The sequence below is a fragment of the Edwardsiella anguillarum ET080813 genome, assembly GCF_000264765.2.
In the GTDB taxonomy this organism is placed as follows: Bacteria; Pseudomonadota; Gammaproteobacteria; order Enterobacterales; family Enterobacteriaceae; genus Edwardsiella; species Edwardsiella anguillarum.
The window spans coordinates 3,023,068-3,048,713 of the sequence record NZ_CP006664.1; the positions used below are offsets into that span (position 1 = coordinate 3,023,068).

The following is a 25,646-nucleotide window of genomic DNA, read 5'->3' on the forward strand; positions in this document are numbered from 1 at the left end:
GTCAGGCTGCAGCGTAGGGCGTGCCTCATCGTCATCCGTGCGCGCTGACGCCGCGCGCGGAGCGGAGAGCTGCCCCAGAGGCTTGCAGTAAAGGCGGGCATTATAGAGAGTTGGCGCGGGCAGTACAATCAAGGCCCCGCCGTGCCCGGAGCCTTGTCGGTGCAGCGCCCGGCAGAAAAGGGCCGGAGTGGTCTCCCGTCACTGCCCGCGGCTCAGATCGCGGATGTCGCGGGTCTGGGCATTCTTTTTAACGGACTGGATCCCTTTACGGGCGGCGCTTTCAGAGCTGTAGTGCTCGCTGTGGCCGATCACCTGATGGTTCTTGGCCTTGAGTAAAAAGTAGGGTTGCTCCCCTTCACAGCACAGCTCATACTGCGCCTCCTCGGCGGCGTTGGCCTGCACGGAGAGAATGCCGTTTTCGACCGAGGCGTGGGAGGCGTACATTTCACTGCTGAGGATCACCTCGCCGTTACCGGCCTTGAGGTTGAAATGAAACCGCCCATTAAGGGTGCGTTTGATCTCGTAATAGCCCATTGTCATGGGTATCTCCTTGCCTGTGTTACGATAACGAATCCGCCATCGCCGCGTGGCGAATGGCGGATTATGGCGGGATACTGTCCATAGTAGTATAGCGTTCATCAGCACGGCCGGCGGCGCAGGTGCCGAAACCGCATGTATCGCCGCGGCGGGGGAGGCCTCAGGCGATGACGCGGCAGGGGGCCCCTTCCCAGCGGTAGCCGACGCCATACACCGAGCGGATGAGCGGCTCGTCGCCCTCGACAGGTTCAAGCTTGCGTCGCAGATTTTTGATGTGGCTGTCGACGGTGCGGTCGGTGACCACCCGGTAGTCGTCATACAGGTGATTGAGCAGCTGTTCGCGGGAGAGGACGCTGCCCGGCTGGGTCGCCAGGGTCTTCAGCAGACGGAACTCCGCCTGGGTCAGATCCAGCGGCTGCTGGCGATAGCTGGCCTGAAAACGGCTTTCATCGATGAGCAGCGGCGCCGGCTCGGACAGGGTATCCTGCAGCCCGCAGCGGCGCAGGATCGTCTTCACCCGGGCGACCACCTCGCGCGGGCTATAGGGCTTGCAAATATAGTCATCAGCGCCGATCTCCAGCCCCAGCAGACGATCTATCTCCTCGATCTTGGCGGTGACCATCACGATCGGTACCTCTGAGGTGCGGCGGATCTCGCGGCACAGCGTCAGGCCGTCGACGCCCGGCAGCATCAGATCCAGCAAAATCAAATCGCAGAGATGCTCCTGCAGGTAGGGCAGCACCTCATCGCCCCGGCTCAGCCAGTGAGGGCGATAGCCGGCGGCGATCAGATAGTCGATCAGCAACTGACCCAGCTTGGGCTCATCTTCAACGATCAGGACGCGCGCCCCCTGCGGCTCGGGCATCAGCGGGGTGGTGGCAAGCATATTCATCGGTCTACTCCCGGTTAGGCATCATCAGGTTAAGGCTCGAACGGCGCCGGTGCACCGGCCAGGGGCATCGCGCCGCCGCCGGTGGCCGTATGGCTTTTACGGTGGTTCAGGTCTGCGGCTCCAGCGGCAGGGTTACGGTCATCGCGACGCCGCCCAGCGGCGAATGGCTGGCGCTCAGGCTGCCGCCGTGGGCGGCGACAATATTCTGACAGATGGACAGCCCGAGCCCCGAGCCCCCGCTGGCGCGGCTACGCGAGCCCTCCGCGCGGTAAAAGCGCTCAAAGATATGCTGCAGTTGCTCCGCGCTGACGCCCGGCGCGCTGTCCTGCCAGCACAGCGTCAGCGTATCGCTACTCTTTTGGCCCACGATCTGCAGCTCGCCGCCGCTATCGGTGTAGCGTAGGCTATTTTCCAGCAGGTTGTTAAACAGCTGCAGCAGACGGTCGGGATCGCCGAACACTCGGGCCGCGTCCGGCAGCCGCAGGGTCAGACGGATCCCTTTGGCGGCCAGCCGATCGCGAAACGCGCCGGCGGCGGCCTGCACTAGGGCGCTCGCCTCGATGGGGCTTTTACGGTAGGCCAGGGCGCCGGCGTCGGAGAGCGACAGCTGGTGCAGATCGTTGACCAGCTTGGTCAGGATGCTGACCTCCGCCTGCAGCGAGGTCAGCGAGTCGGGAGTGAGGCGTCGTACCCCATCCTGCAGCGCCTCCAGCTCTCCGCGCAGCACCGCCAGCGGCGTGCGCAGCTCGTGGGAGACGTCGGCCATCAGCGCCCGGCGGATCTGTTCGTTGCGCTCCAGCGTGATGGCCAGCTGATTGAAGTCCTGCGCCAGCCGCCCCAGTTCGTCGCGGCTGCTGACGTCGACGCGGGTGGCAAAATTACCGGCGGCCAGCTGGTGCATGGCGTCGATCAGCCGTTTGACCGGCGCCAGCATGCCGCGCGATAGCAGCAGGGTCACCGCCGCCGCCAGCAGGGTCGCCAGGGCGACGATAAACCAGCTGGTGCGGCGCTGCTGGCGATCAAAGTTAATATCGGTGTTGCGTGTCAGGCGCTCGGGCGGGGTCGTCAGCACCCAGCCGACGTCGCGCCCCTGATAGCGTATCGCGCTACGGATACCGTCGCTCGGCAGGCTCCCCTGCGGGCCGACCAGGCGCCGTCCTTTGGCATCGATGACCCAAAACGGGGTGCGCCAGCCGTGGGGGGGCAGGCTGCCGTGCAGATTGCTGCTCTGCTCGATATCGCGCATGATTCTAAAGATCATCCGCTCATTGTGACGCAGAAAGTTCCAGTTTCCTTCGCGGGCGTACAGGGTTTCCAGTTCGCTGGCCATCAGCTGCACCCGCTGCTCATTGCCGTGACGGATATAGTCGATAAAGCCGCGCTCAAAGCTGACGCGCACTCCCCAGTGCATGATGATCAGCACCAGAATACAGGTGGACAGAATGGCCAGAAAGAGTTTGGCGGAAATACCCAGTCTCATGATTTCTCCTCAGGGGGACATCGGTGACGCTGGCGCCGGCGCCGCTGGCCGTTTGCCGCCGGGGCCAAAAGCGGCGTCGGCCAGGCGATAATAACGGCGATAGCCCGATAGACCAAGATAAAGGCGCGCCGGACGAGCGGCACGCCCGCGGCGTGGCGGACGCCGAGTGATCACCGTCCGTGTGTGGAGCCCCGTCGGCGGCCGCGCGGTCTGCCGTCCACGGACGGATACGCGGCGTTCAGGCATCGCGCTCCGCCTTCGCGGGCTCAGTGCACCAGCGGCGACAGGGCTTTCTGCCGGCTGACGCGGGCACGCAGCCTCTCCATATACAGGTAGACCACCGGGGTGGTGTACAGCGTCAGGATCTGGCTGACCAGCAGGCCGCCGACGATGGTGATGCCCAGCGGCTGGCGCAGCTCGGCGCCGTCGCCGTAGCTGAAGGCTAGCGGCAGCGCGCCGAACAGGGCGGCCAGCGTGGTCATCAGAATCGGACGAAAGCGCAGCTGACAGGCCTGATAGATGGCGTCGCGGGCGCTTAGATGCTGCTCTCGCTCCGCCGTCAGGGCAAAGTCGACCAGCAGAATGGCGTTTTTCTTCACCAGCCCTATCAGCAGCATGATGCCGATCAGCGCGATCAGGCTGAAGGGCGCGTTGAACAGCATCAGCGCCAGCAGGGCGCCGACCCCGGCCGACGGCAGGGTCGACAGGATGGTCAGCGGATGGATATAGCTTTCATACAGTATGCCCAGCACGATATAGACCGTGGCGATGGCGGCCAGGATCAGGAGCAGCTGGCTGCTCTGCGCCTGCTGAAACAGCAGGGCGGTGCCGGCAAAGGTGCCGCGCAGGGAGGGCGGGGCGCCCAGGGCGGTCATGGCGCGCTCAATGGCATCGCTGGCGTCGGAGAGCGAGCCGTCCGGCGGCAGGTTGAAGGAGATGGTGGCCGCGGCGCTCAGCCCCTGATGGTTAACCGACAGCGGCGCGTTGGCCGGCAGCCAGCTGGCGAACCCGGACAGCGGGATCGGCTGCCCGGCCTGATTGATGATAAACATCTTATCCAGCGCCCGCTCATCCTGGGCGTAGCGCGGATCGACCTCCATCACCACGTGGTATTGGTTAAGCGGCTGGTAGAGGGTGGAGATTTGGCGCTGACCAAAGGCATTGCTCAGCAACGTGTTGACCTCGCTGACGTTGATCCCCAGCCGCGCCATGGTCGGGCGATCGTAGGTCAGCAGCATCTCTGCCCCCTTGTCCTGCTGATCGGTGCTGACATCGGTCAGCTGGGGCAGGGCGGCGAGCGCCTTGCGTATCTGCGGCTCCCAGCGGCGCAGGACGGCGAGATCGTCCGACAGCAGGGTGTACTGATAGCTGGCGTTGCCCTGGCGACCTCCCGCCCGAATATCCTGCACCGCCATCAGAAACAGGTTCGCGCCCGGCTCGTGGGCCAGCTTAGCGCGCAGACGGGCGATGACCTGTTGGGCATCCTGTTTACGCTCTCCCTGCGGCTTAAGGGCGATAAACATCATTCCGCTGTTGACGCGGGCGCCGCCGGTGAAGCCGGTGACGTTGTCTACGTCGGGATCGGCGCGCACGATGCGCATAAAGTCCTGCAGCTTACCGCGCATGGCCTGAAACGAGATGCTCTGATCGGCCTGAATAAAGCCCATCAGTCGCCCGGTGTCCTGCTGGGGAAAGAAGGTTTTTGGAATGCTGATATACAGCCAGATGTTTAACCCGATCACCGCCAGCAGCATCAGCAGAACCCAGCGGGCGTGGTCCAGCGTCCAGCTCAGGGAGCGGGCATAGCCCCGCTGCAGCTGTGCCGACAGGCGGCGTAGGAGGGTCGGGCGCGCACCACCACCGTCGCGGCGTGGGCGCAGCAGGCGAGCGCACATCATCGGCGTCAGGGTCAGCGCGATCAGCAGTGAGATGGCGATGGAGACCGACAGCGTGATGGCGAACTCATGAAACAGGCGTCCGGGAATACCGCCCATAAACAGCAGCGGAATAAAGACGGCGACCAGCGACAGGCTGATGGAGAAGACGGTAAAGCCCACCTCGCGTACGCCGACCAGCGCGGCGCGGCGGGGGTGCAGGCCGTTCTCGATGTGGCGGGCGATGTTTTCCAGAACCACGATGGCGTCATCCACCACGAACCCGCTGGCGATGGTCAGGGCCATCAGCGACAGGTTGTTCAGACTAAAGCCGCACAGATAGATGGCGGCGCAGGTGCCGATAAGCGAAACCGGCACCGTGACCGCCGGGATCAGCGTGGCGCGGGCGGAGCGTAGAAACAGGAACACCACCAGGATCACCAGGCCGATGGCGATAGCCAGCGACTGCTCGACCTCGCGCAGGGAGGCGCGGATGGTCGGGGTTCGCTCCTGTGCGATATCCAGGGAGACCCCGCCGGGCAGCAGCGCCCGCAGCGCCGGGAGGTCGCTGCGCAGCCGATCGACGGTTTCAATGATATTGGCGTCGGCGCTGCGGCGGATCATGATGAGGATCGCCGGCTGGCCGTTGCTCATTCCGGCGTTGCGGACATCCTCGACGCCGTCGCTGATCTGGGCGACATCCTGCAGCCTGAGCGCCGCGCCGTCGCGGTAGCGGATGATCAGCGGACGGTACTCCTGCGCCGTCATCAGCGCATCGTTGCTCTGCACCTGCCAGCGGCGCCCGTCATCGGCGACGGCGCCCAGCGGGCGGCGGACGTTGGCGCTGGCGATGGCCTGACGCACCGTATCCAGCGAGGTTCCCTGATTGAATAGGGCGTCGGGATTGAGATCGATGCGTACCGCGGGCAAGGAGCTGCCGCCGACCGAGACATCGCCGACGCCGTCGATTTGGGCGATTTTCTGCGCCAGACGGGTGGAGGCCAGATCGTAGAGATCCCCCTGGGTATACTGCGTCGAGGTCAGCGTCAGGATCGCGATGGGCGCATCGGAGGGGTTGGCCTTGCGGTAGCTGGGGCGCGCCGGCATGCCGGAGGGCAGTAGGCTCTGGGCGGCGTTCAGTGCGGCCTGGACATCGCGCGCCGCGCCATCGATATTTCGGTCGAGATTGAACTGTAAAATGATGCGGGTGGTGCCCAGGCTGCTGCTGGAGGTCATCTCATTGACCCCGGCGATGCGCCCCAGCGCCCGCTCCAGCGGAGTCGCGACCGAGGCGGCCATGGTCTCTGCCGAGGCGCCCGGCAGGGAGGCGCTGACCATGATCACCGGGAAATCCACCTGCGGCAGCGGGGCGACCGGCAGCAGGCGCAGGCCGAGCAGCCCCGCCAGGGTGATCGCCAGCGCCAGTAGGCTGGTGGCCACCGGACGGTTGATAAACAGGGCGAAGCCGCTCATCGCGCCGGGACTCCCCGCGCCGGGCGACGGGTGTTACGCGCCAGGCGATCGAAGGCCAGGTAGATGACCGGGGTGGTGAACAGGGTCAGGATCTGGCTGACGATCAGCCCACCGACCATGCAGATCCCCAGAGGCTGACGCAGCTCCGCCCCGACCCCCTGGCTGAACATCAGCGGCAGGGCGCCCAGCAGGGCAGCCAGGGTGGTCATCAGAATCGGGCGAAAGCGCAGCAGGCAGGCCTGATAGATGGCGTCGCGCGGCGCCATGCCCTGCGTGCGCTCCGCCGCCAGGGCGAAGTCGATCATCATGATGGCGTTCTTCTTCACGATGCCGATCAGCAGGATGATACCGATGATGGCGATCACATCCAGCGCCTGCCCGCTCAACATCAGCGCCAGCAGGGCGCCGACCCCGGCCGACGGCAGGGTCGAGAGAATGGTGATCGGGTGAATAAAGCTTTCATACAGAATCCCCAGCACGATATACATCGCCACGATGGCCGCCAGAATCAGCCACAGCGTGCTGTCTAGCGCGCTCTGGAACGCCAGGGCCGCGCCCTGGAAGTGCAGCGTCATGTCGGCCGGCATCCCGATAGCGCGTCGGGCGGCGTCGATTTCGGCGATGGCCTGCTCCAGCGTGTAGCCGTCGGGGACGTTGAAGGAGAGGGTCGCCGAGGGAAACTGGTCGAGGTGGTTTATCGCCAGCACGCCGTGGCGCTGCTCAACGGTGGCGATGCTGGCCAGTGGAATGGCGCTGCCGTCGGCGGCGGTCAGGTAGATGCGCTGCAGCGCCGTCAGACCCTCCTGATGGGCGCGCTCCTGCTCCAGCACCACCCTATACTGGTTGGACTGGGTATAGATGGTGGAGATCAGGCGCTGGCCAAAGGCGTTATACAGGGCGTTGTCAACGTCCTGCATCGCGATGCCAAGGCGGCTGGCGCTGTCGCGGTTGACGTTGACGTACGCCACCAGCCCCTGATCCTGCCAGTCGCTGTTCACCTCTTTCAGCATCGGCGACTGGGCGAGACGCGCCTGCAGGCGCGGCACCCAGGTCTGGAGCTCATCCAGCGACATGGCCTGCAGGGTGAAGGGATAGCGGGCGCGGCCCGGCAGGGTATCGATGGTCATGTCCTGTACCGGCTGTAGATACAGCGAGATGCCGCCGACCCGGGCCGCCAGCGCCTGCAGGCGGGGGATGATGCGATCGATGCGATCGCGGCGGTCGGCCAGCGGTTTTAAGACGATCTGCAGCCGCCCGCTGTTGAGAGTCGGGTTGACGCCGTCGACGCCGACGAAGGCGCTGACGCTGGCCACGTCCGGATCGCGCAGCAATGCTTCGCTCAGCTGACGCTGGCGCTCGGCCATGGCGCTGAAGGAGATCGACTGCGGGGCATACACCGTGCCCTGGATCAGGCTGTTATCCTGCTGCGGGAAGAACCCCTTGGGGATGATGAGGTAGAGCAACACCGTCAGCATCAGGGTGGCGACGGCGACGCCCAGGGTGAGCCGCGGATGGCGTAGCGCCAGGCGCAGCGCGCGGCCATAGCCCGCGATCAGGCGCTGGAATTGCCGCTCGCAGGCCAGCGAGAAGCGGTTTTGGCGCCGCAGGCTCTCCTGGCTCAGCAGACGGGCGCACATCATCGGCGTCAGGGTCAGGGAGACGACGGCGGAGATCAGAATGGCGACCGCCAGCGTGACGGCGAATTCGCGGAACAGCCGACCGATAATATCGCCCATAAACAGCAGCGGGATCAGCACGGCGATCAGGGAGAAGGTCAGCGAGATAATGGTGAAGCCGATTTCACCGGCGCCTTTCAGGGCGGCGCGCAGGGGCGGATCGCCGTTCTCCAGGTGACGCTCGATGTTTTCGATCACCACGATGGCGTCGTCCACCACGAAGCCGGTGGCGATGGTCAACGCCATCAGCGTCAGGTTATTGATCGAAAACCCCAGAAAATACATCGCGGCGAAGGTGCCGATCAGCGACAGCGGAACGGCGACGCCGGGGATCAGGGTCGCGGGCAGGTTACGCAGGAACAGGTAGATCACCATCACCACCAGCGCGACGGCCAGCAGCAGCTCGTGGCGCACGTCGCTGACGGAGGCGCGGATGGTCTGGGTGCGGTCGTTCAGGACGCTGATTTTGACCGAGGCGGGCAGGCTTTCGCGCAACTGCGGCAGCTGGGCCAGCACGGCATCGGCCGTGGCGATGACGTTGGCGCCGGGCTGGCGCTGCACGTTGATGACGATGGCCGGATGATTATTGGCCCAGGCGGCCAGCTGGGTGTTTTCCGCCCCTTGCTCGACGCTGGCGATATCGCGCAGGTAGACCGGTGCGCCGCTGCGGTAGGCGACGATCAGGTTCTGGTACTCCTGCGCCGATCTCAGCTGATCGTTAGCGTTCAGGGTGATGGCTCGGGTAGGGCCGTCCAGGCTCCCCTTGGGCGAATTCACGTTGGCGCTGGCGATGGCGCTGCGGACAGCCTCGCTGCTGAGGCCATAGGCCGCGGCGGCCGTGCCGTTCAGACGCACGCGCACGGCCGGGCGCTGGCCGCCGGCCAGGGTAACCAGCCCGACGCCGCCGACCTGCGCGATCTTCTGGGATATTCGCGTCTCCACCAGATCTTCGACCTGTGGCAGGCTGAGGGCATCGGAGACCACCGCCAGCGTCAGGATCGGCGGATCGGCGGGGTTGACCTTGCTGTAGATCGGAGGATAGGGAAGATCGTTCGGCAGCAGATTGGTCGCGGCGTTGATCGCCGCCTGCACCTCCTGCTCCGCGACGTCCAGTGCCAGCGACAGCTGGAACTGCAGCGTGATCACCGATGCGCCGCCGCTGCTCTGCGACGACATCTGCTGCAGGCCGGACATCTGGCCGAACTGGCGCTCCAGCGGGGCGGTGATCGCCGAGGCGGTCACGTCGGGGCTGGCGCCGGGATACAGGGTGACCACCTGAATGGTCGGGTAGTCGACCTGCGGTAGCGCCGACACCGGCAGGGCGCGGTAGGCGACCAGGCCGGCCAGCAGAATGGCGATCATCAATAGCGTGGTGGCGACCGGGCGCAGAATAAACAGGCGCGAGGGGCCGCCGCCGCGCGGAGCCGGGGAGGCGGGTGTCTGGCTCATGGCTGCGGGGTATCCCCGTGGTCCGCGGCGGCGTCATGGCGCTGTGCGGCGATGATGTCGACCTGGCCTCCCTCCGTCAGCCGATCGATGCCGTCGGTGACCACCTTGTCGCCCGCGTCGACCCCCTGTTGCACCACCAGCGCGTCGCCGTCGCGCGCGCCGACGCTGAGGCTGCGCTTATGCACCCTGTTCTCGGCGTCGACCACCCAGACAAAGCGCCCCTCGCGGCCGGTCTGTACCGCCGCCGCGGGAACCAGCAGCACCGGCGCCTGGCTGGCGACCTGCAGGCGCAGGTTGACGAACTGATTGGGGAACAGGCGATCGTCCTGATTATCGAAGCGGGCCTTGATCTTCAGGGTTCCGGTCGCGGTGTCTATCTGGTTGTCCAGGCTGAGCAGGTGGCCCGTCGCCAGGCGCTGGCGATCGCTGCGATCCCAGGCCTCGGCAACCAGCGTTCCCTGGCGCTGCAGCGCCTGCTGCAGGCGGGGAATATCCCCTTCCGGCAGGGTGAACAGTACGTCGATGGGGTGGGTTTGGGTCAGCACCACCAAGCCATTGGTGTCCGCGCTGCTGATATAGTTGCCCTCATCGACCTGACGGAGGCCGGCGCGGCCATCGCCCGGCGCCCGGATACGGCTGTAGTCCAGCTGTAGCTGGGCGCTATCCACGTTGGCCCGATCGCTGACCAGACTGGCCTGTGTCTGGGCGACCAGCGAAGCCTGGGTATCCAGCTCCTGGCGCGAGACCAAATTATCTTTGGCGAGACGCTGGTAGCGCGCTAGATCGCGTCGGGCGTTGTCCAGCAGCGCGGTATCGCGCGCCAGCGCTCCCTGGGCCTGCTGCAGCTGGATCTGGAACGGACGCGGGTCGATTTCAGCCAGCAGATCGCCGGCTTTCACCTGCTGCCCCTCCGTGAAGTGCAGCTTCATCAGCTGGCCATCGACCCGGCTGCGTACGGTCACGGTATTGGAGGCGGTGACGGTGCCCAGCCCGTTGAGGTAGCTGTCCTGCGCGGCGCGGCGTACGGCCGCCGCCTGCACGGGAACGCTCTGCGCCATGCCGCGCCCCGGTCTGGCGTCGCGCTGGCGCACCGGACTCTCGCCGGCGGACGGCGCAGAGGCGATATGCTGCCAGGCGAACGCGCCCAGCAGGAGCAGCAGAATCAGAATCAAGAGCCCGCAGAGCTTGGCGCGCCGGGAAGAGAGTGCGGATAGGACGCTCATGTGACGGTAATTCTCCTGCAGGCGCCCGATGGGCGGTATCCATGATGAAAAAGAGGCCGAGCGGGGCGTCGAGCGCAGCCCCGCATGACTGTAAGTGTATTGTAGCCGTTTGCGGCGGCGGCAAAATGGAGGAAATATGAAAATCGTGCGCCTCGCAATGGAAAACCGTCTCGCATCGGCGCTTTTTTAGCCGATCGTCGCGCGCGCCCGCGCTGGCGATCGCACCCTGAAGAAACGGCGCGTGACAGTCCCCGTTTTTTTGACCAAGATGAGACGACTACTCACGTTAAAGAGGCCACACTATGCTGAATGTTAATGAGTATTTTGCAGGGAAAGTGAAGTCGATTGGCTATGACAGCGGCAGTATCGGCCGCGCCAGCGTGGGAGTAATGGAAAAGGGCGAGTATACCTTTACCACGGATCGACCGGAGGAGATGACGGTGGTGACCGGCGCGCTGCGCGTGCTGATCCCCGGTGCGCCGGACTGGCAGGTGTTTACCCCGGGAGAGACCTTTTTTGTGCCGGGGCACAGCGAGTTTAACCTGCAGGTCGCGGAGCCCAGCGCCTACCTGTGCAAGTATCTGAGCTGATCGCCTGTTCATCTGACCCAGACGGCGGCATTCGCCGCTGGGTCGTATCCTATGCGCGCCAGCGCCGCTCACGCTCGGTTACTGCACCTGTCCTAGAATCCCATCTCACCATAGTGACCGTGGCGAAACTCCGTCAGCACCCGGCGTACGTAGGGCAGGGTCTCCTGCGGCAGCGCATCGGGGGCGAACCAGCTCAGCGCGGCGCACTTGTGCGGCTCCCGGTTATCGATGACGGCGTCGTCGTCCGCCAGATAAAACCACTGGTCGACATAGGTGCGATCGGCGCTGCGGCGGTGCAGGGTATAGACATGGCGCAGCGCGGCGGGATCCCGCGTCAGTCCGATCTCCTCCTGCGCCTCGCGCGCCATCGCCTGGCGCGCGGATTCGCCCGCTTCGACGTGCCCGGCCGGCAGCGACCAACAGCCATCGGCAAAGCCGGTATTGGCGCGGCGGGCCAGCAGAAAGCGGCCGTCGCGCTCCAGGATCAGGTATACCGCATGGTAGATCATCGCATGTTCAGACACGGTTGCCCCCCGGCGTTTACTGCGCCGCCTCACCGCCCAGGGCGGCGATCAGTTCGTCGATCAATACCGCCAGCTCGCCGGTCATCAGGGCGAAGTCGGCGTCAAAGCGCAGGGCGGCGTCCTCGCGATCGATATCTTCATTCTGATCGCGCAGGGTTTCCGAGAACTTCAGGCGCTTAATGGCGCCGTCGTCGGCCAGCACCAGCTGAATGCGTTCGCGCCAGTCCAGCGCCAGCTTGGTCACCAGCTTTCCGGCCTCGATATGCACGGCGATCTCGTCGCACACCAGTGCCTGCTGTTTGCAGCGGATAACGCCGCCCTCTTCTAGGATGGCCTTCAGCTCGGCCTCGTCCTGTAGGCTGAAGCCCGCCGGGGTGTTGCCGCTGCGCACCCATTCGGTCAGGGTCATCTCGATGGGTTTATCCAGCGTCAGCGGCACGACGGGCAGTGAGCCCAGGCTCTTGCGCAGCAGCGCTAGCACATCTTCCGCCCGCTTGGCGCTGGCGGCGTCCAGCATGATTAGATTGTTGACGCTGTCGATCCACAGCCAGGTCTGGTTAAAACGGCTGAAGGCGCGCGGCAGCAGGCTGTGCAGTACCTCATCCTTCAGCGCGTCTTTTTCGGTTTTTTTCAGCTTGCGGTGCTGTTCACCCTCTAGCCTCTCGATTTTGGCCTGCAGCGCCTGCTTCAACACCGGCGCCGGCAGGATCTTCTCCTCTTTGCGCGCACACAGCAGGATCTGCCCGTTGGCGCAGTGGGTCAGCGCGTCGCTGCCGCCGCCGAGGGGGGGAACCCAGCCGGTGCGCGACATATCCTGACTGCCGCAGGGGGTAAATGCCATGGCGCTGAGCTGGGACTCCATCTCTTGCGCCACCAGCGGAATTTCACGGTTCAGACGGTAAATTAACAGGTTCTTAAACCAGAGCATGAGGCATTTTTCCGGAAAAAAAGGTGGGAGTTAGCGGCGTCAATGATAGCGAATTCTCCCCGTTTCTTCACGGAAAAACTCCGCTACTATGGGCGACGGATGAGTGATACAGGAGAGGCCGATGCGTATCGGGATTGATTTGGGCGGCACCAAGATTGAGGTGCAGGCTTTGGGGGAGCGCGGGGAAACCCTGTTTCGGCGGCGGGTTGCCACCCCGCGCTATGACTATGCGGCGACGCTGGCGGCGATCGCCCAGCTGGTGGCGGACGCCGAGGTGCACTGCGGCCGGCGCGGCTCGGTCGGGGTCGGTATTCCCGGTACGCTGTCCCCGTTTAGCGGGCGGGTAAAGAATGCCAACTCGACCTGGCTGAACGGCTCGACGCTGGACGCCGACCTCTCCGCCCTGCTGAAAAGGGAGGTGCGACTGGCCAACGATGCGAACTGTCTGGCGGTATCGGAGGCAACCGACGGCGCGGCGGCCGGCGCCCGGGTGGTCTTTGCCGTGATTATCGGCACCGGCTGCGGCGCGGGGATTGCGCTGGATGGTCGAGTACACGCCGGCGGTAACGGCATCGCCGGCGAGTGGGGGCATAATCCCTTACCCTGGCAGGATGAGGCCGAACGGGCGGCGTCAGCGGCGGCGCCCTGCTACTGTGGCAAACAGGGCTGCATTGAAACCTTTGTCTCCGGCAGCGGATTCTGCGCCGACTACCGACGCCACGGCGGCGCGGCGCTTGACGGGACGCAGATCATGGCGCAGGCCGACGCGGGCGATGCGTCGGCCCTGGCGGCCATTGCCCGCTATGAGCAGCGTCTGGCGCGTGCGCTGGCGCAGACTATTAACACGCTGGATCCGGACGTGATCGTGCTGGGCGGCGGCATGAGCAACGTGAGCCGTCTGTATCGCACCCTGCCGGATCTGATCACCCCTTGGGTGTTCGGCGGCGAGTGCCACACCCCGATTCGTCCGGCGCAGCACGGCGACGCCAGCGGGGTACGCGGCGCCGCGTGGCTGTGGCCCGCGTAACGGCGGGATGGCCGGAGAGTTGCCATACTGGCAGGGGCGCCGCCGTGGCGCGAGAAGAGGGGAGACGATGGGTATGCCGGTCAAGATCGTGAGTCTGGCGGCGCAGCCGCTGTTCGCCCTGCGCGTGCGGGGGCCGTTTGCGCAGTCGTTGGGGCCGGGATTTGAGCGGCTGATGGCGTGGTCGACGCGTCATGGCCTGCGGGGGCAGTGGATGGCGCTGTACTATGATAATCCCCGCGAGGTCGCGCCAGACGCGCTGCGGGCGGACGTCGCCCTGACGACGGCGACGACGACGCTCCCGTCGGATGGCGAGGCGTCCGGGATCCGTCGGGACGTTCTGGCCGGGGGACTGTATGCGCTGGCGCAGGTGCGGGTCATCGATAATGACTTTGCTACGCCGTGGATAGCGCTGTTTGACCAGGCGCTGCCCGCCAGCGGCTATCGTCCGGACGGCGGCCCCTGCTTTGAGCGCTATCTGAGCGATGGCCGAGCCAGCAGTGAGTGGCTGCTGGAGCTGGGTGTGCCGGTCAGAAAAAGCTGAAAATGCCTCGTTTCCACCGCCGGGGCGCCGGAGCGACGCCCCGGCAATTGTAGTTTCGCCGCGGACGCGCGAATATAGGCGGACTTTGTCACAGTTTATTGCAATTAAATGAAACAGACCCTGATCTGCGATGGTGCATTGGCGCTGGCGCTGCCGTTCTGTCTGTTGACGCCCCATCCGCTGTGGTGTTGGCTGGCGTTGGTGAACCTGTGGACCCTGCTGATGTACGGCTATGACAAGCTGGCGGCGGTGCAGGCGCGCTGGCGTGTTCCCGAGCGCACGCTGCTGCTCGGCGGCGTCCTCGGCGGCTGGCCGGGGGGGCTGCTCGGCCAGGCGCTGTTCCATCATAAAACCCGTAAGGTGGCGTTCCGCAACGCCTTCATGCTGTCGGTGGTGGCCAACCTGGCGCTGCTGCTGATCCTCTGGTACTGGCTGTACGGGCGCTGGCTGCTGTAGCGGCACGCCGGCGTCCGCGCCGGCTTATGGCTCTCCGTCACCGCTGACGCGATAGCGACGGTCGAGGCGGCTAAAGCCCAGCCCGTTGATTTTCTTCACCCGGATCTGTAGTGGAATCCGCTCCTTCATCGCCTCGACGTGGCTGATGACGCCGATGGTTTTGCCGCTGGCGTTCAGGGTATCCAGCGCGTCCAGCGCGGTATCCAGCGTTTCGGCATCCAGCGTGCCAAATCCCTCATCCAGAAACAGCGAGTCGATGCGGGTCTTGTGGCTGACCAGATCCGATAGGGCCAGGGCCAGGGACAGGCTGACCAGGAAGCTTTCGCCGCCGGAGAGGGTGCGGGTATCGCGCCGCGCATCCGCCTGCCAGGTATCGACGACCTCCAGTTCCAGAGTGTCCCCCTCCCGGCGCAGCAGCTGGTAGCGCCCGTGCAGGCGCATCAGCTGGCGGTTGGCCAGATAGACCAGGTGATCCAGCGTCAGCCCCTGGGCAAACTTGCGGAACTTGTCGCCGCTGCTGGAACCGATCAGCTGATTGAGGTAGCTCCAGTCCTGATACGCCCGTTCGCGCTGAGCTATCTCGGCCAGCCAGCCCCGCTGGCTGTGGCGTCGCTGGGTGTCGCTGTGCAGCTGCTGCTGCAGTTCGCCCTGCTGCAGGCTGTGCTGGCGCAGCTGCTGCGTCAGCGCGCTACAGCGCTGCTCCAGCCATGGGTCGGCGTCGTCGGTGTGCAATTTCTGCGGGCGGGCCGCTTCCCCCTGGGCAACGGCCTGCTGCGCCAGCGCCAGCAGGGCCGCGCTTTGCTGGCGTTGGCGCTGGGCGTCGTCGCGCAGCGCCGTAAGCTGCCGCTGCTCCTCTTCCGTTAGCATCGCGGCCAGCAGAGCGGCGGCGTCGTCAAAGGGGGAGTCGGCCAGCGCGGCCTGCCAGCGCTGGCGCAGCGGCAGCAGGCGCTGGGTCAGCGTCTGCTGCTGCTGGCGGGCGGCGTTCAGCTCGCCCTCCAGTCGCTCATACTGCTGCTGCCAGCGCTGACTCTCCGCCAGCGCGGCGCTCTGGCGCTGCTCCAGCGCCTGCTCCTGGCGCAGCAGCTCGGCCTGAACGTCCGCGATCGGGCGGCCGTCGAGCAGGGCGCGCCGCTGGGCCAGCAGAAGGGCCCGTTGTTCATCCAACGCCTGGCGCTCGTGCGTCAGCGCCTCGTGGTGCCGCGTCTGCGTCGTCAGCTGCTGTTGCAGCAGGTGTAGCTGCTGCTCTACGCTGAGCGACTGGGTCTGCAGCTGCTGGTGCTGCTCCTGCGCCTGCTGCCAACGCTGCCACTCGTCGCGCCGCGCCGCCAGCCAGCGTTCGCTCTGTGCGGCGTCGGGCGCCGTCAGTCCGCCGGCGGCCAGATCGTCGTTTATCTGCTGTGTCAGACGCTGCTTTATCTGCTGTGTCAGACGCTGCTGCGCCTGTTCGGTCTGTTGCCACTGGAGCTCGCACTCCGCGCGGCGGGCCTCCTGGGTTTGCAGCGTCTGCAGCAGCAGGCTTTGCACATGCTGCTCCTGGCTCAGTCGCCCGCTGGCCTGGGTCAGGGCATCGCGCGCCAGCTGCAGGCGCTGTGCCCGGGCCTCTCCCTGGGCCTGCAGGCTGTCTAGCTCGCGGCGCCGCTGGGCGCAGCGCTGCAGGTAGTCGGCGAGGGCCGTCTCATCCTCCAGCGTCAGGGCTAGCCCCAGCGCGTCACAGCTCTGCTGCCAGCGCGCGCGCTGCTGGGCCAGCGTCTGCTGCAGCTGCTGGGCTTCGCTGTCCAACTGGGCGCACTGCGCCGTGGTATGGGCCACGCGTTCGCTCAGCGCGCCGCCCTCCCGTCCCAGGCGCTCGACCTCCTGGCTGAGGCGATCGCGGCGCCGTTGGCTGTCGCTGAGTGCCGGGGGCTGGTAGCTGGCCGCCAGCGGGTGATCGCGTGCGCCGCACAGCGGGCAGGGCTCGCCCTCGCGCAGGCTGGCGCGCTCCGTCTCCAGGCTGATCAGTCGCATCTGCAGCGCTATCTGCTGCTCCAGATCCTGTAGGTGCTGGCGCTTGTCCGCGTACTGACGCCGCTTCTCCGCGAGCTGCTGCTCCAGGATCAGCCGCTCGCGCTGCAGCGCGCCATCGCGCGCCTGCAGCGCCTGTATGCGTGCCATCTCCTGCAGGGCCAGCGGCTGCAGCGCGATCAGCTGCTGGCGATCGTCATCGCCTTGCTGCAGGGTCGTACGCGCCTGCGCGACCTGTTCGGCGGGGTGGTGGCGCTGCCACGCCAGCAGCTCGGCCTCCTGCGTCTCCAGCGTCTGACGCAGGCGCTGCTCGTCCTGCTGCAGGCCAAGCAGGGTCTCCTGGCGCGCATCGCGCTGGTGGCACAGGCGTTGTATCTCCTGCTGCAGCCGCTTCCGTTCGGCGGTCAGCCGTAGCCCGTCGTCGCTGAGTACGCCGCGGCGTTCCAGCAGCATCTGCCAGCGCGGCAGCCGTTCGCCCCACAGGGCGTGCTGCCGGTCGGCGTCCAACTGCCGCTGCAGCGTGGCCTGCTGCTGTCGCTGGGCCGTCTGCTGCGCGCTGAGCTGCTGTTGCTGCGCCTGCAGATCCTGCCGCTGGCGCTGACTCTCCTGCCACTGCTGCGACAGCCGCTGCTCGGCCTCCTCCTGTTTGCCCAGCGCATTGTCCAGTGGCAGCACCCGCTCGGCGATCAGCGCCTGCGTTTCGTCACGGCGCTGGCGCAGCTGCTGCCAGGCGAGCTGGGCCTGCTGTAGCGCCTGCTGCAGCGGATCCCGCTGGGCGGCCGCCGTCTGTAGGCGCGCCTCCAACTGCTGCTGTTGGGCGTCTGCCTGGCGCAGATCCTCCTCGGCCTGCGTCAGGCTTTGGTAATACGGCCGCAGCCGCAGCGCAGGTTCGGCGTGGGTCAGTTGCAGCAGCTGCGGCTGAAGGGCGAGCCAGTGTTGCTCGGCCTGTGCGGCCTGCGTCTGCGCCTGGCTCAGCGCCTGGCGCCGCTCCTGCTGGCGCCGTAGCCAATCCTGCTGTTGCTGTGCCTGCGTCAGCTGGGCGCGCAGCGTCTGCTCCTGCGCTTGGGCGTGGCTCAGACTGGCCTGCAGCGCCTCGCGCTGGGCCTCGCTAAGCAGCTCAACGCCGGCGGCGCGCTCGCGCAGTGCATCCAGATCGCTCTTGGCCTGCTTAAAGCGGGCGAAGACCGCCTCGGAGAGGCGCCCGTAGATCTCGGTGCCGGTCAGCTCCTCCAGCAGTTCGGCGCGTTTGCCCGCATCGGCGTTGAGGAACGCGGCGAACTCTCCCTGCGATAGCATCATCGACTTGGTAAAGCGGCCAAAGTCCAGGCCGGTCAGCTCAGCGATGGTTTTTAGCTTATCGCTGATTTTATCGCACAGGATCGTACCGTCATCCAGCCGCGCTAGCTCGGCGCGTATCGCCTGCAGCTTGCCGTCGGGGCGGTTGTTAGCGCGGCGCTGGCTCCAAAAGGCGCGGTAGCCTATCCCCTTTACCTCAAACTCCACCTCGGCCAGGGACTCGGCGGTGCCGCGGGTCATCAGCTCATTCTGGCTGGCGGAGATGGTGTCCAGACGCGGGGTTTGGTGGTACAGCGCCAGGCAGATGGCGTCCAGCAGGGTGGTTTTTCCCGCGCCGGTGGCGCCGGTAATGGCGAACAGTCCGCTATCGCAGAAAGGGGGGGCGCTGAAGTCAATTTTCCACTCGCCGCGCAGCGAGTTGATGTTCTTAAAGCGTAGGCTGAGGATCCTCATGCCTGCGTCTCCTCTGTATCGGGGTCCTGCGTTATCTCCTGCAGCACCTGCTGGAACAGCCGCTGCGCCCGCGCCTGTTGCTGGGGATCGCTCTCCTGCTCCAGCGCCAGGCGTCGGCTAAATACGTCGTCGGGGGTCAGCTCGCTCAGGGTCTCGCCGGCCTGCATGGTCAGGGCGCGCTGGCGCTGCTCACGGCTGCGCCGCAGCAGCAGGATCTCCACCGGCAGCGTCTCCGCCTGCTGCTGCAGCGTGCGTTCGCTTTCGCTGAGCCAGCCGTCGCTGTCGATCTCGATGTCCAGCCAGACCGGCTTGTCCGTCGCCAGGGGGCGCAGGGCCTCCATGGCCGCGCCAATCTCCGCCAGCGAGCCCTTGAGCAGGCGCATCGGCTGGCTCTGGGGGACGGGCAACTGGGTTATCTGCGGCGCGCTGCCATAGGCTAAGGTCACCAGGCAGACGCTTTTGCTGCTGCCCAACTCGTCAAAGCTCAGGGGGATCGGGGAGCCGCTGTAGCGAATATGCTCCGCGTGACCGACCCGCTGCGGGCGGTGAATGTGTCCCAGGGCGATATAGTCTGCCGGGGGAAAGGCGCTGGCCGGCAGGGCATCCAGCGTGCCGATATAGATATCGCGCACCGATTCGGAGCCGCTGACGCCGACGGTGGTCAGGTGGCCGGTGGCGACGATCGGTAGCGGCTGCGCCAGCGAGGCCTGCAGCGCCAGCGCACGCTGATACAGGGTGTGGTAGTGATCGCTGATGGCCTGCTGCAGCGCCTGCTGCTTCTCCGCGGCGGACTGGCCGGCGCGGCTTTGCAGCAGGTCGCGCGGTCGCAGAAAGGGAACGGCGCACAGGATGGCGCCGGGGCTGCCGTCGCGTCGTCGCAGCAGCAGCGGCGCATCGTCGGCGTGGGCGCCTGCGATCACCTGGGTATGCAGGCAGGCCAGCAGCTCGCGGGACTCGTTGAGGGTCGCCACCGAGTCGTGGTTACCCGCCAGGACGATCAACTGACAGCCGCGCCCCTGCAGCGCCACCACAAAGCGGTTGTACAGCTCGCGGGCATAGCTGGGCGGCGTTCCGGTATCGAACAGATCGCCGGCCACGATGATGGCGTCGGCCTGCTGCTGCTCGGCCTGCAGCAGCAGCCAGTCGAGAAACACACGGTGTTCATCGGCGCGGCTTTTACCGTAGAAGTGCTGGCCAAGGTGCCAGTCGGAGGTATGGATCAGACGCATGGTGTCCCTTGCTTGGCAACGGGGGCGCGCCCGCGGCGGCGGGCGGAGGATATGGTGGCCAGTATACCCGGCGCGGCAAAAGGGCGCCAACCCGTTGGCCGCCGCGGCTGGGGGGATCTCTTTTTTTTCATAAATCTGTCATAAAAATGACGCATAATTGCAGCGGATGACAATTAACCGGGAAGTCAGTATGACCATACGCATTTTAGTCGTAGAAGATGAAACGCCCATCAGGGATATGGTGAGTTTCGTTCTGGAGCAGAACGGCTATCAGCCGCTGGAGGCGGAGAGCTATGACGGTGCGTTAAGCCAGCTGTGCGAGCCTTACCCCGATCTGATTCTGCTGGACTGGATGCTGCCCGGCGGCTCGGGTATCCAGCTTATCAAGCAGCTGAAGCGGGAGCCGGCGACCCGGGATATTCCGGTGATGATGCTGACGGCGCGCGGCGAAGAGGAGGATCGGGTGCGCGGCCTGGAGGTGGGCGCCGATGACTATATTACCAAGCCGTTTTCGCCCAAAGAGCTGGTGGCGCGGATCAAGGCGGTGATGCGGCGCATTTCGCCGATGGCGCTGGAGGAGACCATCAACCTACAGGGGCTGAGCCTCGATCCCGTCTCGCACCGGGTGATGGCCAATGACATCGCGCTGGAGATGGGGCCGACCGAATTTAAGCTGCTGCACTTCTTTATGACTCACCCTGAGCGAGTTTACAGCCGCGAACAGTTGCTCAATCATGTCTGGGGCACTAACGTGTATGTGGAGGATCGTACCGTCGATGTCCACATCCGTCGTCTGCGCAAGGCACTGGAGGGCAGCGGTCACGATCGCATGGTGCAGACCGTGCGCGGTACCGGCTACCGTTTCTCCGCCCGTTTCTGATCGGCGACGGAGTTCTGACTGTGTTAGATAAACTCTCCTGGAAGACGCTGCTGTCTGAGCTGCTGCTGTGCTGCGTGCCGGCGCTGCTGCTCGGCGCGCTGTTCGGCCATTTACCCTGGTTTTTACTGTTGGCGCTGTGCCTGCTATTGATGTGGCACGGCTGGAATCAGCTGCGGCTCTCCCACTGGCTGTGGGTGGATCGCAGCATGACGCCGCCCAGCGGGCGCGGCAGCTGGGAGCCGCTGTTTTACGGGCTGTACCAGATGCAGCAGCGCAATCGGCGGCGGCGGCGTGAGCTGGCCTTGCTTATCAAACGGTTCCGCAGCGGGGCGGAGTCGCTGCCCGACGCCATTGTGATGCTGACCGATGAGGGCAACATCTTTTGGTGTAACCATCTGGCGCAGCATCTGCTGGGGTTCCGCTGGCCGGAGGACAATGGGCAGAATATCCGTAATCTGCTGCGCTATCCCGAATTCAGCCGCTATCTGGGCACCGCCGACTACGCCCGGCCGCTGACGCTGCACCTTAACAGCGGGCGCTATATGGAGTTTCGCCTGATGCCCTACAGCGAGGGGCAGATGCTGATGATCGCGCGCGATGTGACTCAAAAGCGTCAGCTGGAGGGCGCGCGGCGCAACTTTTTTGCCAACGTCAGCCATGAGCTGCGCACGCCGCTGACGGTGCTACAGGGCTATCTGGAGATGTTTGGCGACGATGCCATGCCGGCGCCGCAGCGCGAGAAGGCGCTGTTGACCATGCAGGCGCAGGCGCAGCGTATGGATGGACTGGTCCGGCAGCTGCTGGTGCTGTCGCGGATTGAGGCGGCGCCGGACATCGATCTCAGCGCGGTGGTCGATGTCCCGGCGATGCTGCATATGCTGGAGCGGGAGGCCAACGCGCTGAGCGACGGTCAGCACAGGCTGCACTTTAGCATTGATGACGGCCTGCGGGTGCGCGGCAACGAGGAGCAGCTGCGCAGCGCCGTCTCCAACCTGGTGTATAACGCGATCAACCATACGCCGGCGGGGACGCAGATCAGGGTATGCTGGCAGCGTACCGCGCAGGGGGCCCATTTTACCGTACAGGACAATGGGCCGGGCATCGCTCGGGAGCACCTCAGCCATCTGACCGAACGCTTTTACCGGGTCGATCGCTCCCGCTCCAGTCGCACCGGCGGCAGCGGGCTGGGACTGGCCATCGTCAAGCATGCGCTGCAGCATCATGAGGCACAGCTGGCGATCGATAGCACGCTCGGGCAGGGAACCCGCTTCGCGTTTACCCTGCCGTCCCATCTGGTGTTCAACGGCGTGCCGCCGGGCTGATGCCGCCGGGCTCGCGTGCGCACCGGCGCACGCTAGTCCTCCAGCTGCGCTTCGATCACCAGGCTCCAGCCGTCGACGCTGCGCCAGTACTCCTGCTCCTTCTCCACGTCCAACTGCACCAGGCTATTTTGCCGCAGATAGTGGGGCGGGAAGCGCAGCACCCATTGAAAGCCATAGGTCTCCAACTGCAGCGTATCGGGCGGCGCGGTGGACTGGCGCTGATTGTTGAGCAGGGTGGCCAGACGCAGGATCTGGATCAGCGGCAGATACTGCTTTTTCTTAAACAGGGTGAAGCGCGGCAGCTCCTCCAGCCGCAGCGCCTTGCGCTGGCTGCGCACCAGCGTCGCCAGCATCAGTTGCTGCTCCTGGGTGAAGCCGGGCAGATTGGTGTTCTGCAGGATATAGGCCGAGTGGCGCTGCATGCCGCTGTGGTTGATGCTCAGCCCCACCTCATGCAGCGCGGCCGCCCAGTTGAGCAGGGCCTCTAGCTGCGGATGCACCAGGCGCGGGTTTTGCACCATCCACTGTGCGTAGAGTTGCTGTGCGCTGGTCTGCACGCGCTGGGCCTGCTCACGGTCAATATTGTAGTGTTCGGCCAGGCTGCGCGCGGTGCGGCTGCGGATATCCTGGTGACGGAAACGCCCCTCCATCTCATACAGCACCCCTTCGCGCAGCGCGCCGTCTGACAGGCGCAGCTGCTTTATCGCCAGCGCGTCGAACACCCCGCACAGAATGGCCAGCCCCGGAACGAAGACCTGGCGGCGATCCTCGGACAGCCCCGGCAGACGCAGGCGATCGACGTGGTCGTAGCGCAGCACCTCGTCGCACAGCATCGCCAGGCGCGCCGGGGTGAGCAGCCCATCTTTCTCGCCCATGGCGATCAGAACCTCATAGGCCGCCTTAATGGAGCCGGAGGCGCCCAGCGCGGCGTTCCAGCCCTGAATGCGGTACTGCCAGGCCATGTTCTCCAGCTTTTGTGCCGCGGCCAGGCGGGCGCGCTGAAAGCCGGCGGCGCTGATGACCCCGCCGGCAAAGAACTGCTGGGCAAAGCTGACGCAGCCCATGCGCCGGCTCTCGACCAGAATCGGGTCAAAGTCCTCGCCGATCACCATCTCCGTGGAGCCGCCGCCGATGTCGATCACCAGCTTGCGGCCCTTCTCCGGCTGGGTATGGGCGACGCCCATAAAGATCAGGCGCGCCTCTTCATGGCCGGAGATGATCTCGATGGGGTAGGGGATCACCTTGGCGGCGCGCTTGAGAAACTCCTGAGCGTTGTCGGCCTGACGTAGGGTGTGGGTGCCGACGATGCAGACGTTTTCCGCCGGAAAGCCCTGCAGGCGCTCGGCGAACAGGGCCAGGCAGGCCAGGCCGCGCGCCATGGACTCCTCGCTCAGGCGCTGGTGTTGATCCAGGCCGTCGGCCAGGTGGACGCGCTGCTTTAGCCGCCCCAGCACCTGGAGCGCGCCGTTGACGACGCGCGCGATCACCATATGAAAACTGTTGGAGCCGAGATCGACGGCGGCGATCTCCTGCGGACGGGGCGAAGTGGGAATCAGCGGCATAGGCAGTCCGGTTCAGTCATGGGTCGGCGGCGCGGGGAGTTCCTGCGCTTGTTGGGCGCCGGCGTGTTCCAGCGCCCGAATGTAATCATAGATGGCCAGCTGTGAGCGCACTTTGCGGCGGTTGCCGCGCGGTACATAGCGATTGCTCAGCTCCCGATCGAGGTAGCGGGCCTTGACGGTATCGCTGAACTGCAGCTCCAGCAGATCCAGCACCCGCTGGCGCAGCTGGGGATCGAGCAGGCTCACCGCCACCTCAATGCGGTAGTCGATGTTGCGGGTCATCCAGTCGGCCGATGAGAGAAAGACCTGCGGATCGCCGTGGTTGTCAAAGACATAGACCCGGGCATGCTCCAGGAAGCGATCGACGATGCTGATGGCGCTGATATTATCGCTGACTCCCGGGATCCCTGGCACCAGCGCACACATGCCGCGCACCAGCAGGCGGATTTTCACCCCGGCGCTGGAGGCCGCGTACAGACGATCGACCAGCCCTTTATCCACCAGATTGTTGATCTTGAGGGTGATCCCGGCGCTCAGCCCGGCCTGGGCATGGGTTATCTCCTGATCGATCAGTTGATACAGCATGCGGCGTGAGTTCTGCGGGGAGACCATCAGGTGCTCAAAGTTAACCGGGCGATAGGGGTTTTCGATGAAGTTGAATACCCGGCGGACTTCGTTGGTGATGCGGGCATCGGCGGTCAACAGCGAATAGTCGGTGTACAGCCGGGCGGTTTTTTCGTTGAAGTTGCCGGTGCCAATATGGGCATAGCGCACGATGTCGTCGCCTTCGCGGCGCGAGATCAGGAACAGCTTGGCGTGGATCTTCAGCCCCGGCGCCGAGAAGATCACGTGTACGCCGGCCTCCGTCAGCCGCTTGGCCCAGTGAATGTTGGCCTCTTCATCGAAGCGCGCCTGCAGCTCCACCACCACCGTGACCTTCTTGCCGTTGTGGGCCGCATGGATCATCGATTCGATGATGCGGGAGTTCTTGGCCACCCGGTAGATATTGATCTTAATCGCCAGCACGCTGGGGTCGAAGGAGGCCTGGCGCAGCAGCTCCAGCACGTGCTCGAAGGTGTGGTAGGGGTAGTACAGCAGTACGTCGTGGTCGCGGATAGCGTCGAAGCCGTTACGGAAGCGGTCGAACCAGACGTGGCGCAGGCGCGGCAGCGGGCGATTGAGTAGATTGGCCTTACCGACGTTGGGAAACTTAATGAAATCCTTAAAGTTGTGGTAGCGCCCCCCCGCGATGACCGAATCGTAGGAGGAGATACCTAGCCGGCGGGTCAGCAGGCTGACCAGCTCGTCGGGCATGTCGCGCTGGTACACAAAGCGCACCGGCTCGGCGGTCAGGCGCTGCTTGAGGCTAGAGGACATCAGCTCCATCAGGCTGGACTCCATCTCCGTCACCAGATCGTATTCGGCGTCGCGGGTCATCTTCATCGAATAGGCGTTCAGGGTGTGGTAATCGAAGAAGCCACAGAATATGTCATCCAGGCAGTAGCGCAGAATGTTATCCACCAGAATCATTGGCTTGCGTCGGCGCGGCGTCTCCGGCGGCAGCATGATGAAGCGCTCGACCTTGTCGGAGGGGATCTCCAGCAGCGCATAGCGAGTCTGCTGGCCGCTGACGATCTCCACCGCCAGATAGGTGTAGTCATCCTTGAGGAAGGAAACCAGATCGGTCTCCTCATCGAGCATGATCGGCGTGATATGCTGGCGTAGATGGTTGCGGTAGTACTGCCGTAGCCATACCTGCTGGTTTTCGGAGAGCTGGCGTTCGTTGATCAGGAAGATCTGATTGCGTGCCATCTCCAGCAGCAGGTCGTTGTACAGGGAGTCGAACTCCTGATCGGCCTTGAGCACCTTGGCCTGGATCTGCTGCAGCAGGTGGCGCGAGCTGCCGTTATCCGTGCCTTGCTCCTCGCTGATCAGTATGCGGCGCTTCAGCTCGGCGAAGCGTACCTTATAGAATTCGTCTAGGTTGCTGGAATAAATGCCGAGAAAACGCATGCGCTCGATCAGCGGGTTGCTTTTATCGGCGGCCTCCTGCAGTACGCGCTCATTGAAGGATAGCCAGCTGAGCTCTTTGTCGATGTAGCGCTTTTCCTGCCCCATTGTGACTCCAGTACTAAAGCAAAAACGATCCGTCCCGCGCTGCGCGGGGCGGCTGCCCGGCGGTGATACCGCCGTGGACGGAACATTGCCCTACTATTATGGCGAGTCTGTGGTG

18 protein-coding genes are annotated in these 25,646 nt (G+C 65.1%); 6 read left to right on the top strand and 12 right to left on the bottom strand.

Annotated elements, in window-relative coordinates; all coding sequences use genetic code 11:
• Positions 1-198 precede the first annotated feature (198 nt).
• The 6 genes from ETEE_RS13610 to ETEE_RS13635 form a co-directional block, all read right to left on the bottom strand.
• The gene (locus tag ETEE_RS13610; protein ID WP_034163590.1) at positions 199-540 is read right to left on the bottom strand and encodes a YegP family protein; all 342 of its coding nucleotides are present in this window, start codon (positions 538-540) and stop codon (positions 199-201) included.
• A 157-nt stretch (positions 541-697) separates the two neighbouring features.
• The gene (gene baeR / locus ETEE_RS13615; RefSeq protein WP_034163589.1) at positions 698-1,429 is read right to left on the bottom strand and encodes an envelope stress response regulator BaeR; all 732 of its coding nucleotides are present in this window, start codon (positions 1,427-1,429) and stop codon (positions 698-700) included.
• A 106-nt stretch (positions 1,430-1,535) separates the two neighbouring features.
• Entirely contained in the window at positions 1,536-2,909 is a 1,374-nt protein-coding gene (gene baeS / locus ETEE_RS13620) for an envelope stress sensor histidine kinase BaeS (RefSeq protein ID WP_034163588.1), read from the bottom strand.
• A gap of 266 nt (positions 2,910-3,175) precedes the next feature.
• Positions 3,176-6,256: a multidrug efflux RND transporter permease subunit MdtC gene (mdtC, locus tag ETEE_RS13625; protein ID WP_034163587.1), complete on the bottom strand. Its 3,081-nt coding sequence runs from the start codon at positions 6,254-6,256 to the stop codon at positions 3,176-3,178.
• Entirely contained in the window at positions 6,253-9,381 is a 3,129-nt protein-coding gene (locus tag ETEE_RS13630; protein WP_034163586.1) for an MdtB/MuxB family multidrug efflux RND transporter permease subunit, read from the bottom strand. The genes mdtC and ETEE_RS13630 overlap by 4 nt, the downstream gene beginning before the upstream one ends.
• Positions 9,378-10,604, bottom strand: coding sequence for an MdtA/MuxA family multidrug efflux RND transporter periplasmic adaptor subunit (locus ETEE_RS13635; protein WP_034163585.1), 1,227 nt, complete (start codon positions 10,602-10,604; stop codon positions 9,378-9,380). The genes ETEE_RS13630 and ETEE_RS13635 overlap by 4 nt, the downstream gene beginning before the upstream one ends.
• Before the next feature lie 302 nt (positions 10,605-10,906).
• On the opposite strand from ETEE_RS13635, the gene ppnP reads away from it, so the two are divergent.
• The gene (ppnP, locus tag ETEE_RS13640; protein WP_034163584.1) at positions 10,907-11,194 is read left to right on the top strand and encodes a pyrimidine/purine nucleoside phosphorylase; all 288 of its coding nucleotides are present in this window, start codon (positions 10,907-10,909) and stop codon (positions 11,192-11,194) included.
• 92 nt (positions 11,195-11,286) lie between these two features.
• On the opposite strand, the gene ETEE_RS13645 is transcribed toward ppnP, so the two are convergent.
• Positions 11,287-11,718, bottom strand: a complete 432-nt coding sequence (locus tag ETEE_RS13645; protein WP_225865145.1) for an NUDIX hydrolase — start codon at positions 11,716-11,718, stop codon at positions 11,287-11,289.
• A 16-nt stretch (positions 11,719-11,734) separates the two neighbouring features.
• Positions 11,735-12,646 (bottom strand): recombination-associated protein RdgC, encoded by a 912-nt coding sequence (gene rdgC / locus ETEE_RS13650; RefSeq protein WP_034163581.1) that lies wholly within the window; start codon positions 12,644-12,646, stop codon positions 11,735-11,737.
• Between the two features lie 121 nt (positions 12,647-12,767).
• On the opposite strand from rdgC, the gene mak reads away from it, so the two are divergent.
• The 3 genes from mak (at position 12,768) to ETEE_RS13665 (ending at position 14,670) form a co-directional block, all read left to right on the top strand.
• Positions 12,768-13,673: a fructokinase gene (mak, locus tag ETEE_RS13655; RefSeq protein WP_034163580.1), complete on the top strand. Its 906-nt coding sequence runs from the start codon at positions 12,768-12,770 to the stop codon at positions 13,671-13,673.
• 73 nt (positions 13,674-13,746) lie between these two features.
• A complete protein-coding gene (locus tag ETEE_RS13660; protein ID WP_034163804.1) occupies positions 13,747-14,214 on the top strand; it encodes a GyrI-like domain-containing protein in 468 nt (155 codons plus the stop codon).
• Positions 14,215-14,322: 108 nt separating this feature from the next.
• Complete coding sequence (locus tag ETEE_RS13665) at positions 14,323-14,670, top strand: DUF1294 domain-containing protein (RefSeq protein WP_034163579.1); 348 nt, start codon at positions 14,323-14,325, stop codon at positions 14,668-14,670.
• A gap of 24 nt (positions 14,671-14,694) precedes the next feature.
• Here the strand turns inward: ETEE_RS13665 and ETEE_RS13670 are convergent, their stop codons facing one another.
• Together ETEE_RS13670 and sbcD are read right to left on the bottom strand one after the other, a co-directional pair.
• Entirely contained in the window at positions 14,695-18,420 is a 3,726-nt protein-coding gene (locus tag ETEE_RS13670; RefSeq protein WP_034163578.1) for an AAA family ATPase, read from the bottom strand.
• A complete protein-coding gene (sbcD, locus tag ETEE_RS13675) occupies positions 18,417-19,649 on the bottom strand; it encodes an exonuclease subunit SbcD (protein WP_034163577.1) in 1,233 nt (410 codons plus the stop codon). The genes ETEE_RS13670 and sbcD overlap by 4 nt, the downstream gene beginning before the upstream one ends.
• Positions 19,650-19,839: 190 nt before the next feature.
• Here sbcD and phoB point away from each other — a divergent pair, with 190 nt between their 5' ends.
• Both phoB and phoR read left to right on the top strand, forming a co-directional pair.
• Entirely contained in the window at positions 19,840-20,529 is a 690-nt protein-coding gene (gene phoB, locus ETEE_RS13680) for a phosphate regulon transcriptional regulator PhoB (protein ID WP_034163575.1), read from the top strand.
• A gap of 20 nt (positions 20,530-20,549) precedes the next feature.
• Complete coding sequence (gene phoR, locus ETEE_RS13685) at positions 20,550-21,851, top strand: phosphate regulon sensor histidine kinase PhoR (protein WP_034163574.1); 1,302 nt, start codon at positions 20,550-20,552, stop codon at positions 21,849-21,851.
• A 32-nt stretch (positions 21,852-21,883) separates the two neighbouring features.
• Here the strand turns inward: phoR and ppx are convergent, their stop codons facing one another.
• A complete protein-coding gene (ppx, locus tag ETEE_RS13690) occupies positions 21,884-23,413 on the bottom strand; it encodes an exopolyphosphatase (protein ID WP_034163573.1) in 1,530 nt (509 codons plus the stop codon).
• Positions 23,414-23,425: 12 nt separating this feature from the next.
• The gene (gene ppk1 / locus ETEE_RS13695) at positions 23,426-25,531 is read right to left on the bottom strand and encodes a polyphosphate kinase 1 (protein WP_034163572.1); all 2,106 of its coding nucleotides are present in this window, start codon (positions 25,529-25,531) and stop codon (positions 23,426-23,428) included.
• Positions 25,532-25,646 lie beyond the last annotated feature (115 nt).

Coding starts and splice junctions, on each gene's coding strand:
- ETEE_RS13610 (WP_034163590.1), bottom strand. CDS start 540: ATGACAATGGGCTATTACGAGATCAAACGCACCCTTAATGGGCGGTTT.
- baeR (WP_034163589.1), bottom strand. CDS start 1,429: ATGAATATGCTTGCCACCACCCCGCTGATGCCCGAGCCGCAGGGGGCG.
- baeS (WP_034163588.1), bottom strand. CDS start 2,909: ATGAGACTGGGTATTTCCGCCAAACTCTTTCTGGCCATTCTGTCCACC.
- mdtC (WP_034163587.1), bottom strand. CDS start 6,256: ATGAGCGGCTTCGCCCTGTTTATCAACCGTCCGGTGGCCACCAGCCTA.
- ETEE_RS13630 (WP_034163586.1), bottom strand. CDS start 9,381: ATGAGCCAGACACCCGCCTCCCCGGCTCCGCGCGGCGGCGGCCCCTCG.
- ETEE_RS13635 (WP_034163585.1), bottom strand. CDS start 10,604: ATGAGCGTCCTATCCGCACTCTCTTCCCGGCGCGCCAAGCTCTGCGGG.
- ppnP (WP_034163584.1), top strand. CDS start 10,907: ATGCTGAATGTTAATGAGTATTTTGCAGGGAAAGTGAAGTCGATTGGC.
- rdgC (WP_034163581.1), bottom strand. CDS start 12,646: ATGCTCTGGTTTAAGAACCTGTTAATTTACCGTCTGAACCGTGAAATT.
- mak (WP_034163580.1), top strand. CDS start 12,768: ATGCGTATCGGGATTGATTTGGGCGGCACCAAGATTGAGGTGCAGGCT.
- ETEE_RS13660 (WP_034163804.1), top strand. CDS start 13,747: ATGCCGGTCAAGATCGTGAGTCTGGCGGCGCAGCCGCTGTTCGCCCTG.
- ETEE_RS13665 (WP_034163579.1), top strand. CDS start 14,323: ATGAAACAGACCCTGATCTGCGATGGTGCATTGGCGCTGGCGCTGCCG.
- ETEE_RS13670 (WP_034163578.1), bottom strand. CDS start 18,420: ATGAGGATCCTCAGCCTACGCTTTAAGAACATCAACTCGCTGCGCGGC.
- sbcD (WP_034163577.1), bottom strand. CDS start 19,649: ATGCGTCTGATCCATACCTCCGACTGGCACCTTGGCCAGCACTTCTAC.
- phoB (WP_034163575.1), top strand. CDS start 19,840: ATGACCATACGCATTTTAGTCGTAGAAGATGAAACGCCCATCAGGGAT.
- ppx (WP_034163573.1), bottom strand. CDS start 23,413: ATGCCGCTGATTCCCACTTCGCCCCGTCCGCAGGAGATCGCCGCCGTC.
- ppk1 (WP_034163572.1), bottom strand. CDS start 25,531: ATGGGGCAGGAAAAGCGCTACATCGACAAAGAGCTCAGCTGGCTATCC.